13 protein-coding genes and 2 riboswitches are annotated in these 13,934 nt (G+C 68.0%); of the genes, 4 read left to right on the forward strand and 9 right to left on the reverse strand.

Annotation, left to right across the window (positions count from 1 at the left end):
* Positions 1-33: 33 nt before the first annotated feature.
* Positions 34-246, forward strand: coding sequence for a hypothetical protein (locus tag ACZLIB_RS20480; protein ID WP_478468580.1), 213 nt, complete (start codon positions 34-36; stop codon positions 244-246).
* Between the two features lie 73 nt (positions 247-319).
* Here ACZLIB_RS20480 and sppA read toward each other — a convergent pair whose 3' ends face one another.
* The 4 genes from sppA to ACZLIB_RS20500 all read right to left on the reverse strand — a co-directional run bounded on the left by sppA (position 320) and on the right by ACZLIB_RS20500 (position 5,537).
* A complete protein-coding gene (gene sppA / locus ACZLIB_RS20485) occupies positions 320-2,242 on the reverse strand; it encodes a signal peptide peptidase SppA (RefSeq protein ID WP_049400998.1) in 1,923 nt (640 codons plus the stop codon).
* A gap of 115 nt (positions 2,243-2,357) precedes the next feature.
* Positions 2,358-3,722 (reverse strand): MATE family efflux transporter, encoded by a 1,365-nt coding sequence (locus ACZLIB_RS20490; RefSeq protein ID WP_032129679.1) that lies wholly within the window; start codon positions 3,720-3,722, stop codon positions 2,358-2,360.
* Positions 3,723-3,961: 239 nt separating this feature from the next.
* Entirely contained in the window at positions 3,962-4,540 is a 579-nt protein-coding gene (locus tag ACZLIB_RS20495; RefSeq protein WP_049423404.1) for a DUF3106 domain-containing protein, read from the reverse strand.
* Positions 4,533-5,537, reverse strand: coding sequence for a hypothetical protein (locus ACZLIB_RS20500; protein WP_032129681.1), 1,005 nt, complete (start codon positions 5,535-5,537; stop codon positions 4,533-4,535). Before ACZLIB_RS20500 ends, ACZLIB_RS20495 begins: the two co-directional genes overlap by 8 nt.
* A gap of 412 nt (positions 5,538-5,949) precedes the next feature.
* On the opposite strand from ACZLIB_RS20500, the gene ACZLIB_RS20505 reads away from it, so the two are divergent.
* Positions 5,950-8,127 carry a primosomal protein N' gene (locus tag ACZLIB_RS20505; RefSeq protein ID WP_189720105.1) on the forward strand — a complete coding sequence of 726 codons (2,178 nt, stop codon included), beginning with the start codon at positions 5,950-5,952 and terminating at the stop codon, positions 8,125-8,127.
* Positions 8,128-8,321: 194 nt separating this feature from the next.
* Here the strand turns inward: ACZLIB_RS20505 and ACZLIB_RS20510 are convergent, their stop codons facing one another.
* On the reverse strand, positions 8,322-8,942 hold the full coding sequence (locus ACZLIB_RS20510) for a glutathione S-transferase family protein (RefSeq protein WP_049461958.1): 621 nt from the start codon (positions 8,940-8,942) through the stop codon (positions 8,322-8,324).
* Positions 8,943-9,086: 144 nt separating this feature from the next.
* Entirely contained in the window at positions 9,087-9,866 is a 780-nt protein-coding gene (locus ACZLIB_RS20515; RefSeq protein WP_010481148.1) for an NYN domain-containing protein, read from the reverse strand.
* Positions 9,867-9,989: 123 nt separating this feature from the next.
* Here ACZLIB_RS20515 and ACZLIB_RS20520 point away from each other — a divergent pair, with 123 nt between their 5' ends.
* The gene (locus ACZLIB_RS20520) at positions 9,990-11,270 is read left to right on the forward strand and encodes an NAD(P)/FAD-dependent oxidoreductase (RefSeq protein WP_478468581.1); all 1,281 of its coding nucleotides are present in this window, start codon (positions 9,990-9,992) and stop codon (positions 11,268-11,270) included.
* Between the two features lie 217 nt (positions 11,271-11,487).
* Here ACZLIB_RS20520 and ACZLIB_RS20525 read toward each other — a convergent pair whose 3' ends face one another.
* From ACZLIB_RS20525 to ACZLIB_RS20535, 3 genes are all read right to left on the reverse strand, one after another.
* Positions 11,488-11,919 carry a nuclear transport factor 2 family protein gene (locus ACZLIB_RS20525; protein WP_164080716.1) on the reverse strand — a complete coding sequence of 144 codons (432 nt, stop codon included), beginning with the start codon at positions 11,917-11,919 and terminating at the stop codon, positions 11,488-11,490.
* A gap of 68 nt (positions 11,920-11,987) precedes the next feature.
* Entirely contained in the window at positions 11,988-12,401 is a 414-nt protein-coding gene (locus ACZLIB_RS20530; protein WP_049400991.1) for a hypothetical protein, read from the reverse strand.
* A 73-nt stretch (positions 12,402-12,474) separates the two neighbouring features.
* Positions 12,475-12,741 (reverse strand): GIY-YIG nuclease family protein, encoded by a 267-nt coding sequence (locus tag ACZLIB_RS20535; protein ID WP_049452937.1) that lies wholly within the window; start codon positions 12,739-12,741, stop codon positions 12,475-12,477.
* A gap of 40 nt (positions 12,742-12,781) precedes the next feature.
* Positions 12,782-12,871, forward strand: a riboswitch (glycine riboswitch).
* A gap of 13 nt (positions 12,872-12,884) precedes the next feature.
* Positions 12,885-12,988: riboswitch (glycine riboswitch) on the forward strand.
* A gap of 84 nt (positions 12,989-13,072) precedes the next feature.
* On the opposite strand from ACZLIB_RS20535, the gene ACZLIB_RS20540 reads away from it, so the two are divergent.
* Positions 13,073-13,690, forward strand: coding sequence for a trimeric intracellular cation channel family protein (locus tag ACZLIB_RS20540; RefSeq protein WP_005411215.1), 618 nt, complete (start codon positions 13,073-13,075; stop codon positions 13,688-13,690).
* Positions 13,691-13,934: the final 244 nt, after the last annotated feature.

Genomic DNA, 13,934 nt, shown 5'->3' on the forward strand with positions numbered 1-13,934 from the left:
ACACTGCCCGCACGCCCATCACGGAGTGCCGCCATGCGCATCCTGATCCTGCCCACGTCCCTGCTGGCCACCGCGCTGCTGGCGGGCTGTCAGCGCCCACCGGCGCCGAACCCGGAAAAGCCACCGGTGCCCCGGGCGATGTCGCGCGCAATCAACGAACCGCTGGACCGCGCCAAGGGCGTGCAGAAGACCGTGGACGATGCCGCCGCGCGTGAGCGCAAGGCCGAGGCCGACGCGACGCAGTAACCCCGCAGACGAAAACGCCCGGCCGAGGCCGGGCGCTTCCAGTAGATCCACGCCGTGCGTGGATGGCTTCCGATCAGAACCCGCAGAAGCAGTACGCCAGCGCCTTCACCGGCGTGCCGTTGCCCTTCTCGCGGGCCGCGTTCTCGACAAAGCGCAGCTGCGTATCCACTTCGGGCATCGTGCGCGCCAGCACCATCCGCGCCATGCCCGAGTCGGACAGCATCCAGGCACCTGCACGGCTGCCGGCGAAACCGCTGACGAACTGCGCAAACGGCGTTGCCGCCTTCTCGATGTAACGCACGCGGTAGGCGTCAGCCTTGCCCAGCTTGGCGCGGCTGGCGGCATCGGCCACCGCATCCTTCAGGCCACCGAAGGCATCGACCAGGCCACGTTCCTTGGCCTGCGCACCGCTCCACACGCGTCCACGGGCCACTTCGTCGACGGCCTCGACCGGCTTCTTGCGGGCGTCGGCGACGCGGCCGGTGAAGTCGGCGTAACCCTTGTTGATCACCGACTGGATGACCTGGCCCACGGCCGGATCCATCGGGCGGGTGACATCGAACGCACCGGCGAAACGGGTGGTGCCGACACCGTCGGTGTGCACGCCGATCTTGTCCAGCGCGCGGCTGAAGTTCGGCACCATGCCGAAGATGCCGATCGAACCGGTGATGGTCGACGGATCGGCATAGATGCGATCGGCATTCATGCTGATCCAGTAGCCACCGGAGGCGGCCAGGTCGCCCATCGACACCACCACCGGCTTGCCGGCGGCCTGCAGGGCCACCACTTCGCGGCGGATCTGCTCGGAGGCGAACACTTCACCACCCGGCGAATCCACGCGCAGCACCACGGCCTTCACGTTCTCGTCGTCACGCGCGGCACGCAGCAGCGCCGAGGTCGATTCGCCACCGATGCGGCCGGCCGGCAGGTCGCCACCGCTGATTTCGCCGGCAGCCACCACCACCGCCACCTGCGGACGGCTGTCGACCGGGTTGCGGCGCGCATCGAGCTGGCCCAGGTAGGAGCCGAAGTCGATGTTGCGGAAACCACCGTCGGCATCGTCGTCAGCCACGCCGCGCTCGATCATCAGATCCTCGAATTCCTCGCGGGTCTTCAGCGACGTCACCAGCTTCTGCTGCAGGGCGAACTTGGCCAGGTCACCACCGGCAGCGGCGATGCCTTCCGGCAGCGTGTCGATGCCGGCGGCCAGCTGTGCCGGATCCAGGCGGCGGGCCTTGGCGATGTCGCCCAGGTAGCGCTGCCACACGTCGTTCATCCAGAACAGGTCGGCTTCCTTGGAGGCCGGCGAAGCGGCGTCGAGCACGTAGGGTTCGGCGGCGGACTTGTACTCGCCCACCTTGAACAGGTGCACGTCCACACCCAGCTTGTCCTGCAGGCCGGTGCGGAAGTACTGGCGATAGCGGCCCAGGCCCTCGAGCACCACCGACCCCATCGGGTCCAGGTAGACCTCGTCGGCCTGTGCGGCCAGCAGGTACTGCGACTGGCCCATGCTCTCGCTGTAGGCCACCAGCTGCTTGCCGGACGCACGCAGGTCCTGCAGAGCCGCGGCCACTTCACGCAGCGAAGCGAAGCCCGACGGCTGCAGCTTGTCCAGCTCCAGCACCACGCGCTCGATCTTCTTGTCTTCCTTGGCCGACTCGATCACCCGCAGCAGGTCGCGCAGCTGGATCTCTTCGGCACCGTTGTCGCCCACCGCCTTGGCCAGCGCGCGGCTGACCGGGTCAGCGCTGAACTGCTCGACCAGGCGGCCTTCCGGCGCGATCACCAGGGTGGTGCGGTCCTGCAGCGATTTGCTGGCACCGGCGCCCATGCCGGCGGCGATGACGAACATCACCAGCAGCAGGAACAGCAGGCCGAAGAACACCAGGTTGAGGATCAACCGGCGGGTGAAGTTCATGACGTCCCACAGCCCGATGAAGAAACTGGCGACGGGGTTGCGACGCGCCGGGGGCAGCGGGGGCACGGGTTGATTCATGGAACGCTCCGGATGGCTTCTTGCCGTGGTGCCAGCATAGCCGGTGCCGTGTGATGCGGCATCGGACACAAGTCAGGGGATCGCCCGCCATGGGTCGGCAGGGCGGGCGGGACGATCAGGACAACATCGATTGGCCGATGCGCAGGCTGCTGCGACGCAGGCGCCAGCCCATCAGGATGGCGGCGGCGGTCAGGCCGACGATCAGGCCGATCCACATGCCCTGCGGGCCCATGCCCAGGCCCAGGCCGAGCCCGGCGCCGAGCGGCATGCCCAGGCCCCAGTACGCGAACATGGCGATGAACATCGGCACGCGGGTGTCCTTCAGCCCGCGCAGCGCGCCCGCCGACAGCACCTGGATGCCATCCGGGAACTGGAAGGTGGCCGCGTACAGCAGCAGGGTGGAGGCCAGGCCGGCCACCGCCAGGTCGTTGGTGTAGACACCGACGATGGCGTCATGGCCGAACAGCAGCACCGCTGCCGACAACGTCTGCGTACCCATGATGATCGCGTAGCCGGCCCAGGCCGCGCGCCGCACGCCGAAGCCATCGCCACGACCGACCGCATGGCCGACGCGCACGGTGGTGGCCTCGGCCACGCCCATCGGGATCATGAAGCACAGCTGGGCGACGTTGATCGCGATCTGGTGCGCGGCCGCTTCATTGGCACCAAGGCGGCCGATCAGCAGCGCGGTGACGATGAACAGGCCGCCCTCCATCAGCACGGTGATGCCGATCGGCAGGCCGGTGCGCAGCAGGTCCCAGATCGCCTTCCAGCGCGGTCCTTCGAAGTGCGAGAACAGCTGCAGGTGGGCAAAGCGCTTGGTGAACCACAGGTAGGTGGCGAAGGCGATCGCCTGCAGCCACATCATCACCGCCGAGGCGATGCCCAGGCCCTCGGCGCCCATTTCCGGGAAGCCGAGCTTGCCGTTGGCCAGCACGTAGCCCATCGGTGCCAGCACCAGCAGGCCACCGAAGCCGAGCAGCATGGTCGGCAGCGTCCAGTGCATGCCCTCGCTGAGATAGCGCATGCAGAAGTACAGGGTCAGCGCAGGTCCGCCCCAGCGCACCGCATGCAGGAACGCGGTGGCCCCCGGCACGATGTCCGGTGCGATGCCGAACGCAGGCAGCAGCGGCGGCACCACGGTGAGGAAGGTGAACATGATCAGGCCCAGGCCCAGCGCCAGCCACAGTGCCTGGCGGAACAGCGGGCCGATCTCGCGCTCGCGGCCGGCGCCATGCAGCTGCGACACCGAGGCGGTGAGCGAGATCAGGGTGCCGATCGGGATCAGCATCGGCAGCCACAGCAGGGCGGTGCCGATGGTCACCGCGGCCAGGGTCGCCGTGGCGTGGTGGCCGGCAATGACGTTGTCGACGAAGGAGATCAGACCGGTGGACACATGCCCGAGCACAAGCGGCAGGGCGAGCAGACCGGTAGCGCCGACTTCCTTGCTGAAGCGCGGCGTGGAGGTTGCAGTAGACATAAGGTGCTTGACGCGAACTACGGTTGCGCGCGAAGGGCACAGGCACCGGGTTGCGGGCCGCCATCTTACGCGTGCAGCGCGCGCATTCCCATGACATGGCGTGAATGCTGGGTTCCGGCAGGCCCCGGCATCACGCGTTGCGATCACGTTACGAACAGAAAAAGGGGACGGAGGGGATTAAGTCGTTTCAAGCCCGACTGTGCCGAATACGACTTAATCCCCTCCGTCCCCTTTTCTTTCTACTGCCCGGCCTGGCGCTTGAGCCAGGTATCGCGCTCGGCCGGCGGCACCGCGAGGAACGCGCCGCGGACCTTGTCGCGCTCCTGCGGTGGCGTGCGCTGTGCCACCAGGGTCAGTTGGGCCAGCTGCGCCGGGCTGAGCTGGCGCAGCACGGCCAGCGCGGCCTCGCGCTGTTCCGGCGGCACGAAGCCGAACAGGCCGTGCAGCTTGGGGAACTCCAGGCCCAGCTGCGGGCCCAGCCGCCAGCCTTCGCGGAAGGCCTGGTCCTGCGCCTGGAACTGCTGGCGCAGGCGCTGCTGCTGGTCGGCCGGCAACGCATTGAATCGCGCAGCGGCCTGACGGATCCGCTCACGCTCGCCCTCCGGCAATGCCCGCCATGCGGCGTAGTCGGCGCGGCGCTGGCGCTGCTGCTGGGCATCGAGCTGGGCGAACGCAGCGGGCGTCGTACCTGTGGTGGCCGGGGCCGCCGGTGAACTGCCCGGCACTGGCGGCGGCAGCGGCACGTTCAAGGTCTGCGGCGCGGCGGACAGCGACAACGGCAGGGCCAGCAGCAGGCTGGCGAATACGGTCTTATTCATCGGCAGCAGCGGTTTCCAGCGTGGCGCTGGCCGGCTCCGGCCGGCTCGGCTTGGATTGCGACTCGTCCACCGGCAGCGGGCCGCCCGCGGCGGTCCATGCATACAGATCGGCATCGGCCACCAGCGGATAGTCGCGGTCGGCCAGCATCGTGGCGTCGTCCGTCGCCTGCGCAGGGGTCGCGTCCGGCGTGGCATTGACCTTGCTCGGCGGCAGTGCTTCCACCGTGACGGGACCCGCCTCACCAACCACGCCTTCCGGCAGCGGTGCGTCGCTGCCGAACGAATGTCCCTGCCAATGGCGCCAGCCCAGCGCGGCGGCCAGCAGTACCACCACGGTTATCAGCAGGATCAACGGACCGCGCCAGCGCGGCTTGGCATTGGCGCGGCGGCGCTTGCCAGTGGCTGCAGCCCGCTCGTCGCGCTGCGGGGTGCGCCAGCTGGAGGTCGGCGCTTCACTGCTGTTCGTCGGTGCGGCCGGCTGTTGCAGCTGCTGCAGGCGTTTGACGGGCAGATCGCGGATGCGCAGCTGCACCTGTTCGGCCAGCTGGCGCCAGGCCGAGGCGTCGGGCTGGCCGTGCGCGTCACGCGGGCAGGCATCGGCCAGCAACTGCTGGTAGCCGGCTTCGTCCTGGTCGAGCACGCGCGTGGCGATACCTTCATCCAGGCTGCCGCCCACCCGCAGCAACAGCGCCAGGCGCGGCAACGGTCCCATCTGGCCCAAGGCGGCAAGCGGCGGCTCCCACTGGCCGCCCACCGGCTCACGCAGCGCTTGGCGCTGGCCCAGCAGGGTCCAGAAGCGGGTTGGCCACTGCGCCATCGGCAGGTCACTGGCGACCGCCGCAAACGCGCGCATCACCGCCACCAGGGTCTGTTCGGCCCGGGCAGCATCGCCGCACTGCAGTTCAGCCACCACCAGGGCGCGGCGTTCAACACCTCGCAGGAACGCCGACAGCGCGCCGGCCGCGGTCGAGGAAACAGGGGCGGGCACAGCCGTCATCGATCACTCCAAAGGTCTGCCCGCATGATAGCGGCAGGCCATCGGCGCCCGTAGGACTTGCGCCCACAGGCACTTCGTGCTGCAGGTTGTGCACAGCACCACGCTGCCTGCGCAGGAAACTGTGGCATCCAGCTGAATTCACTCTGTTTCAGCATTGCTTCACACTTAAATCATTGATTTTGATGGATTTTAAAGTATGGCGATTTTTTGACCAACCCGAGCGTGAGGCCGTCGCCATCGGCCTCCTGCGCGCCCGCCGACCGGTAACGCACAGCGTTATCCACAGAACATGTGGATAAGACTGAATCTCCAATGGACACCGATATTTAGGTGACATTTATGATTCAACGGGCCCCGCCCCGCCGCCGCCCACTCCGCCATTCGCGCGCGCATGGCCCGGTACACTGGCCCGATGCTTTCACCGATTCCGACCCTGCAGGTCGCCCTGCCCGTCCCCCTGCCCCGCCTGTTCGACTACCTGTCGCCGGAGGGCGTGGCCCCCACGGTTGCGGTCGGCTGCCGCCTGAAGGTGCCGTTCGGCAACCGTGAGCTGGTCGGTGTGGTGGTGGGACACGGCCAGACCGACGACGGCCAGGGACTCCGCCAGGCGTTGGCCTGGTGCGACCCGCAGCCGCTGCTGCAGGGTGAGCTGTGGCAGAGCCTGCAGTGGCTGGCGCGCTACACCCACGCGCCGTTGGGCGAAGTACTCAGCACCGCCCTGCCCGGCCCGCTGCGCCACGGCGAGGCCCTGCCCGACACCCATCACTGGGGCTGGCAACTGACACCCGAAGGCCATGCCCAGCGCGGGAAGCTGCGCGCCGGCAGCCGCCCGCGGCAGCTGGCCGAACTGCTGGCCGAGGCCGTGGTGGATGAAGACGTACTGGGCGAACGCATGGAGGACTGGCGCACCGCCGCACGCAGTCTGGCCAAGCGTGCACTGGCCGAGCGCGTGGCGATGACGGTGGCACCGCAGCATGCGCAGCCGCTGCCCGGGCCCACGCTCAACCCGGACCAGGCCGAGGCCGTGACTGCGATCAACGCCGCCGACGGCTTCCAGCCTTTCCTGCTGGATGGCGTGACCGGCAGCGGCAAGACCGAGGTCTACCTGCAGGCGATCATCCATTGCCTGGCACAGGGCAGGCAGGCGCTGGTGCTGGTGCCGGAAATCGGCCTGACTCCGCAGACCCTGGCACGCTTCCGCGGCCGCCTCGGCATCGCCGTGCATGCGCTGCATTCGGGCTTGAACGATAATGAGCGCGCTCGCGTCTGGGCAGCCGCCTCACGTGGTGAAGCACGCGTCATTGTCGGCACCCGCTCGGCAGTGTTCACGCCGCTGCCGCAGGCCGGTCTGCTGATCATCGACGAGGAACATGACGGCAGCTACAAGCAGCAGGACGGCATCCGCTACCACGCGCGCGATTTCGCCCTGGTGCGGGCCAAGGCCCTGGGCATCCCGGTGCTGCTGGGCAGTGCCACGCCCTCGCTGGAAACCCTGCACAACGCCTATGCCGGGCGCTACACCCACCTGCGCCTGAAGCAGCGTGCCGGCGATGCACGACCACCGCGCGTGCGCATCCTTGATGTGCGCAAACGGCCATTGCACGATGGCCTCTCGGCCGATGTTCTGGCCGGCATCGGCGAGCACCTGCAGCGTGGCCAGCAGGTGCTGGTGTTCAAGAACCGCCGTGGCTATGCGCCGGTGCTGCTGTGCCACGACTGCGGCTGGACCGCACCGTGCAACCGCTGCGATGCACCGATGACCGTGCATGGTGGCGGCCGCCGGCTGCAGTGCCACCACTGCGGTGCGCGGCAACCGGCGCCGCTGGCATGCCCGGCCTGCGGCAGCCTGGCGCTGCAGCCGCAGGGCATCGGCACCGAACGCCTGGAAGAGCACCTCACCGCCGCCTTCGCCGATTTTCCGGTGGTGCGCATCGACCGCGGCACCACCTCACGACGCGACGCACTGGAACAGCAGCTGGCGAGGCTGGGCGACCAACCCGGCATCCTGGTCGGCACGCAGATCCTGGCCAAGGGCCACGACCTGCCGAAGCTGACACTGGTGGTGGTGGTGGGCATCGACGAAGGGCTGTTCTCGGCCGACTTCCGTGCCAGTGAAAAACTGGCACAGCAGCTGATCCAGGTCGCTGGCCGCGCCGGCCGTGCACGCGATCCCGGCGAGGTCTGGCTGCAGACCCATCACCCCGGGCATCCGCTGCTGGAAACCCTGGTGAGCGGTGGCTACCACCCGTTCGCGCAGGCCGAGTTGAACCAGCGCCAGGCCGCCGGATTCCCGCCGTTCGCGCATCTGGCACTGATGCGCGCCGAGGCACAGCAGGTCGAGCATGCCAATGCGTTCCTGCTGGCGGCGCGGCAGTTGCTGGGCGAACAGAACGTGGTCGAGGCCTATGGGCCCATGCCGGCGCCGATGCCGCGGCGTGCCGGTTACCAGCGCACGCAGCTGTTGCTGTCCGCGCTTCAGCGGCCACCGCTGCATGGCGTGCTGGCCCAACTGGTGCCGCAGCTGTATGCGCTGCCGGAGGCACGCAAGGTGCGCTGGTCCCTGGATGTGGATCCGACGGATCTGTATTGAGGGCGCTGCCCAATGCTGCGTAGCGTCGAGCTTGCTCGACTGCCGTGCGCCAGAAACAGTCAAGCAAGCTCGACTCTACCGTCGGTCCGTATGGACCCGACGGATCTGTATTGAGGCAGACGAACGCTAGCGCCGGGCCATGCCCGGCGGTCCTCCGCATACCACGCTCGCCGGGCATGGCCCGGCGCTACCCCTCAGGTCAGCGGCGACATCACGCCGCGCTGGTAGGCCGGGCGTTCGCGCAGGCGGGCGTACCAGTCGGCCAGGTGCGGCAGGTCCGGGCGCTGGATGGGCAGTTCGAACCAGGCATAGATCAGCGAGCCCAGCGGGATGTCACCCATCGCGAACGTCTCGCCCGACAGCCACGGCTGTCTGGCCAACGTGGCATCGGCCATCGCCAGGTAGTCACCGGCACGCACGATGGCGGCATTGATGCGCGCTTCGTCGCGGTCAGCTGGGGCGGTGCGCATGATGCCCCAGATCAGGTCGGTGTACAGCGGCGCCATGCGCGAGGTGCTCCAGTCCATCCACTTCTCGGCCTGGGCGCGTTCCATCGGGTCTTCGGCGTACAGCGTGCCCAGCGCGTAGCGCGCACTCAGATAGCGCACGATGGCATTCGATTCCCACAGCGGCAGGCCATGGTCTTCGATCACCGGCACCAGGCTGTTGGGATTCATCGCCAGGTACTCCGGCGTCTGCGTGCCGCCGTGGCTGCCACCGACTTCGATGGATTCATACGGCAGGCCGATCTCCTCGGCGCACCACAGCACCTTGCGGACGTTGCTGGAATTGCGGCGGCCCCAGATCTTCAACATGCGGGTTTTTCCTTGCTGGCAATGCGAGCGGCAACGATACGCCTGATCGGAGTGGGTGTGTGGGTGGCGGATGTGGAATCGGGCATCTGCGCGCTGCCGGCCAGCGGCCGGCACTACCGGTTCCTTTCCGGCCAGCGGCCGGCACTACCGGTTTTTCTTCGGCAGCGCGCGCACGTAGGAGGACTTGCCGTCCTTCTTCAGCTCGAACAGCCCGATCGCTGCCAGCAGGTCACTGAGCTTGCCGTAACCGTAGTTGCGCGGGTCGAACGAGGCCTGGTTGCCGATCTGGCTGCCGACCGGGCCAAGGTGCGACCAGCCATCCTCGCCCTCGGCCGAGGACACCGCACGGCGCAGCATCTTCACCAGCCGCGTATCGCTGCGCATTTCCGCACCGCTCTTGCGTGGCCGGGCATCGTCGTTGGCAACAGGCTCGTTCGATGCCTGTTCGCTGGACGCCTGTTCGGTATCCGGCACGCTGGCATGGGTCTGGCCCAGCGCTTCCAGATAGGTGAACTTCGAGCACGCGTTGACGAACGGCTCCGGGGTTTTCTTCTCGCCGAAGCCATACACCTTCACGCCATCGGTCAGCAGGCGCATCACCATCGGGGTGAAATCGGCATCGCTGGACACGATGGCGAAGCCATCGAGATTGCGCGCGTACAGCAGGTCCATGGCATCGATCACCATCGCCATGTCCGAGGCATTCTTGCCCTTGCTGTAGGCGAACTGCTGGATCGGGCGGATCGCATATTCGTGCAGCACGGCCTCCCAACCCTTCAACCGCGGGCTCTTCCAGTTGCCATAGGCGCGGCGCACGTTGGCCACGCCGTAGCGGGCGACTTCGGCCAGGACCTCGTCGATCTTCGAGGCCGGCGCGTTGTCGGCGTCGATCAACAGGGCGATGCGCTTTTCCGGTTCGCTCATGGGCTCCTCACGGGCGGTTGCCTGAACCCGAGTATCGCCGATCCATGCGGGCGCTGACGTGACAGGGCGCCATCGTGCGAAGATGCCAGGCGCTTCCCCCAATGCCCCCACTGGAGTGAGTCGATGAGTCGCGAGCGCGTTCCCCACCTGGTTGTTGTCGGCGGCGGTTTTGCCGGTCTCTGGGCCACCCGTGCCCTGGCCCGCGAGCGCATACGCATCACCCTGGTCGACCGCCGCAACCACCATCTGTTCCAGCCACTGCTGTACCAGGTGGCCACCGCCGGCCTGTCCGCGCCGGACATCGCCGCGCCGCTGCGCCACATCCTCGGCCACCAGCGCAATGTGGAAGTCCGCCTGGGCGAAGTGGTGACCATCGACAAGCAGGCCCGGCAGATCCGCATGGCCGATGGCAGCACGCTGGACTACGACAGCCTGCTGCTGGCTACCGGCGCCACCCACGCCTACTTCGGCAACGACCAATGGGCCGATGATGCGCCCGGGCTGAAGACGCTGGACGATGCCATCGCACTGCGCCGCAAGCTGCTGCTGGCGTTCGAGCGCGCCGAGGCCGAACCGGACCCCGCGAAGAAGGCGGCGTGGCTGAGCTTCGCCGTGGTCGGCGGTGGACCTACCGGTGTTGAGCTGGCCGGCACCCTGGCAGAAATCGCGCGGCATACGCTGCGCAACGAGTTCCGCCACATCGATCCTGCCAGCGCCAAGGTGCGGCTGGTCGAGGCCGGCCCACGCGTGTTGTCTTCGTTCCCGGAAGTGCTTTCGCTGAAGGCGCGCCGTCAGCTGGAAAAGCTGGGCGTGGAAGTGCTGACCGGCACCCCGGTGAGCGACATCGACAGCCAGGGCTTCAAGCTCGGTGATCAGTTCGTGCCGGCCCGCACTGTGGTGTGGGCCGCCGGTGTGGCCGCTTCACCGCTGGCGCGCACCCTGGATGTGCCGCTGGATCGCGCCGGCCGCGTGCAGGTGCAGCCGGACCTGACCCTGCCCGACCACCCCGAGCTGTTCGTGGCCGGCGATCTGGCCGCACTGAATCAAGCCAATGGCAAGCCGGTGCCCGGCGTCGCGCCCGCCGCCAAGCAGATGGGCAAGTACGTGGCCGAAGTGATCCGCGCGCGCCTGGACGACAAGCCGGCACCAGGTCCCTTCAAGTACGCCGACTTCGGCAACCTGGCCACCATCGGCCGCATGGCCGCGATCGTGCACCTGGGCAGGCTGCAACTCTCGGGCGTCCTCGCCTGGTGGTTCTGGCTGGCCGCACACGTGTTCTTCCTGATCGGCTTCCGCAACCGCATCGTGGTGCTGCTGAACTGGGCCGTGGCGTACTGGAGCTACCAGCGCAGCGCGCGCATCATCTTCGGTGATGACCAGGAAGACCGGCGACCAGGGCGCTAGGGCCGAAGACGGACACGGGTTCTCTGCCTGGGAGTAGATCCACGCCATGCGTGGATGAATGTCTGTGCAGGCCGCATGGAGCTCAGCCACGCATGGCGTGGCTCTACTGCCTCATCAGGCCGCCGGGCACTCGCCGTTTCGACCAAACCCGGCAGAGGTCTTCCTTTCTCGCAGTACCGGCAATTGAAAGCCAAGCTCTACCTGCGGCGCCCATCGCTCACTGCGCCTTTGGTTTCGGGTACCACAGCGCGTTGACGATGACCCAGCGCTGGTCGAAGCGGCCCATGTGGAAGTAGTCGACGAACCACGGGGTTTCCAGCCGCACCGAGGCCGCGTTGCCGGTCACGTCCAGCACCGTGCAGCGGCGGTTCCATTGATCCTTCGGGGTCTTCAACGCGCCCTGCTTCGTCAGTGAGACCAGCTCTTCCTTCGACATGCGGCGCAGGCCCAGTCGCTCGTCGGGTGTCTCGCCGAGCACCGCGCGCTTGGCCAGGTCCGGGTGCAGGGAGCGGGCGACGCGCTGCGGGTCGGCCTCCAGCTGGCCGTCGACGTAATCGTGGCAGGTGGCTTCGATGGCCGCGATGGTGGCCGGGTCGGCGGCAGGGCTCGTTGCTGCGGAAAGAGCGAACAGCAGGGCAATCGTGGACATCCGGGTCTCCGGCTCTGGGCGCGGGGCGATCATCGCATGGGCAAGCCGCATCCACGCATGGCGTGGATCTACTGCATCAGGCCCATTTCGTCGACGCTCAGCTGCATGTACAGGAACGCGGCCGCTTCGTCGGTCATCGGCTGGCCCTGCGGGAAACTGTCGAGCCAGGCGGAGATGCGCGCATGCCGATGCTTCAGCGCATCAGCTATCGCGCGCTTTTCCGCGTCGGTGGCATGTTCCTGCATCTCATCGCGCAGCAGGTCATCGCCGATGCCCCATTTTTCGGCCAGCGGGATCAGGTCGACCAGATCGGGCGGCACCTGGTCGCGGCGCAGGTGGATGGGCTCGGGCGTGTCCGGGCCGCGCTGTGCGGCCAGTTCGGCGGCGCTGCCGATCTGCCCGTGCTGCAGCGGTGGCGGAGTCTGGGCGCAGGCCGACAGGGGGATACAGAACGTCAACATCAGCATCCAGCAGGATTTCATCGGACCGCTTCCTGTGTCGATGGATGTGGCGATGATGGCATGGCCCAGCACACCATCCACGCATGGCGTGGATCTACAGGACCGGGGCCTGCAGCCAGGCCAGCTTGCGTTCGCGCGGCTGCTGCTTGAGCTGCCACTCGGCCCGCGAGGCGGCGGCCCGGTCCGGGTACTCGCGCACGGCCAGCACGCGCAGTGGCGGCCGTGCCCGGGTGTAGCGCGCGCCCTTGCCGGCCTGGTGGGCGGCGAAACGCGCCTCCACATCGGTGCTGATGCCGGCGTAGTAGCTGCCATCGCGGCATTCGAGCAGGTACAGGAACCACGGGCGGAGGGACGGGGCCATGCCCGGATTATGCCGTGCTGCACTGCAGCGGATATACTGGCGCCCGAATGCAGGAGAGAGGCGCCGCGCTGGCGCCCGCCGAAGGCGCAGGCTCCCATGATCGCTCAGGCCGGTGGGCTGGAATCCCACCAACCATGCATTCGACTCGCCGAGCTGGAGAGAGGTCACCGGGCACGCCCGGGACGATCCGCCGAAGGGGCACGCGGCCAACGCCGCTGAACTCTCAGGCAAAAGGACAGCGGGAGCGGCACCGGTCATCGTCATCCCGTCATTGCGCAGGCAGTGGCGGTAGTCGCGCATGGCCGGCCCCACCGCGCCCGGAGCCTGTCCCATGCTGCTGTCCATCATCTACCTGATCGCCATTTCCGCCGAAGCCATGACCGGCGCGCTGTCCGCCGGCCGTCGCCGCATGGACCTGTTCGGGGTGGTCATGATCGCCTGCGTCACCGCCCTCGGGGGCGGTTCGCTGCGCGACATCCTGCTCGGCCACTACCCGCTGGGCTGGGTGAAGCATCCCGAGTACCTGGGCTTCACCGTGTGCGCGGCGCTGATCGCCACCTGGGTGGCGCGCTGGATGCACCACTTCCGCCGCACCTTCCTGGTGCTCGATGGCCTGGGCCTGATCGCCTTCACCCTGATCGGCTGCTCGATCGCGCGCGAGGCCGGCCATGCCATGCCGATCGTGCTGATCGCCGGCATGCTGACCGGCGCCTTCGGCGGCGTGCTGCGCGACATTCTCTGCAACGAGGTGCCGCTGATCTTCCAGAAGGAGCTGTACGCGATCATCGCGCTGCTGACCGGCGCGGCCTACCTGTTGCTGCTGCACTGGGGCGTGGCCGACGCCACCGCGATCCTGTGCTGCCTCGGCGGCGGCTTCGCGCTGCGCCTGCTGGCGATCCACTACCGCTGGGAAATGCCGAAGTTCGTCTATCACGACGAAGTGCATTGATTGTTTGACGGTAGTGCCGGCCGCTGGCCGGCAACACGGCACGCGCCCGCAGATTCCGGCAGGTTGCCGGCCAGCGGCCGGCACTACCGAATGCGTTGCATGACCATGGTCATGCGGCATTGACCGGGGTGATTGGCTACCATTGTCACCCCGTCGCTGCCGCGACGGCATCCAGCCACGCCGCGCCCGCGGCCCCGCCAGACAACTCCCTCCCCGCTGCCCGTGGTGCCGTGAACGCGCCGAC

Source organism: Stenotrophomonas sp. 220_Sma, from assembly GCF_056487375.1.

Coding starts and splice junctions, on each gene's coding strand:
- ACZLIB_RS20535 (WP_049452937.1), bottom strand. CDS start 12,741: ATGGCCCCGTCCCTCCGCCCGTGGTTCCTGTACCTGCTCGAATGCCGC.
- ACZLIB_RS20490 (WP_032129679.1), bottom strand. CDS start 3,722: ATGTCTACTGCAACCTCCACGCCGCGCTTCAGCAAGGAAGTCGGCGCT.
- ACZLIB_RS20530 (WP_049400991.1), bottom strand. CDS start 12,401: ATGAAATCCTGCTGGATGCTGATGTTGACGTTCTGTATCCCCCTGTCG.
- ACZLIB_RS20480 (WP_478468580.1), top strand. CDS start 34: ATGCGCATCCTGATCCTGCCCACGTCCCTGCTGGCCACCGCGCTGCTG.
- ACZLIB_RS20510 (WP_049461958.1), bottom strand. CDS start 8,942: ATGTTGAAGATCTGGGGCCGCCGCAATTCCAGCAACGTCCGCAAGGTG.
- ACZLIB_RS20495 (WP_049423404.1), bottom strand. CDS start 4,540: ATGAATAAGACCGTATTCGCCAGCCTGCTGCTGGCCCTGCCGTTGTCG.
- ACZLIB_RS20500 (WP_032129681.1), bottom strand. CDS start 5,537: ATGACGGCTGTGCCCGCCCCTGTTTCCTCGACCGCGGCCGGCGCGCTG.
- ACZLIB_RS20505 (WP_189720105.1), top strand. CDS start 5,950: ATGCTTTCACCGATTCCGACCCTGCAGGTCGCCCTGCCCGTCCCCCTG.
- sppA (WP_049400998.1), bottom strand. CDS start 2,242: ATGAATCAACCCGTGCCCCCGCTGCCCCCGGCGCGTCGCAACCCCGTC.
- ACZLIB_RS20520 (WP_478468581.1), top strand. CDS start 9,990: ATGAGTCGCGAGCGCGTTCCCCACCTGGTTGTTGTCGGCGGCGGTTTT.
- ACZLIB_RS20540 (WP_005411215.1), top strand. CDS start 13,073: ATGCTGCTGTCCATCATCTACCTGATCGCCATTTCCGCCGAAGCCATG.
- ACZLIB_RS20525 (WP_164080716.1), bottom strand. CDS start 11,919: ATGTCCACGATTGCCCTGCTGTTCGCTCTTTCCGCAGCAACGAGCCCT.
- ACZLIB_RS20515 (WP_010481148.1), bottom strand. CDS start 9,866: ATGAGCGAACCGGAAAAGCGCATCGCCCTGTTGATCGACGCCGACAAC.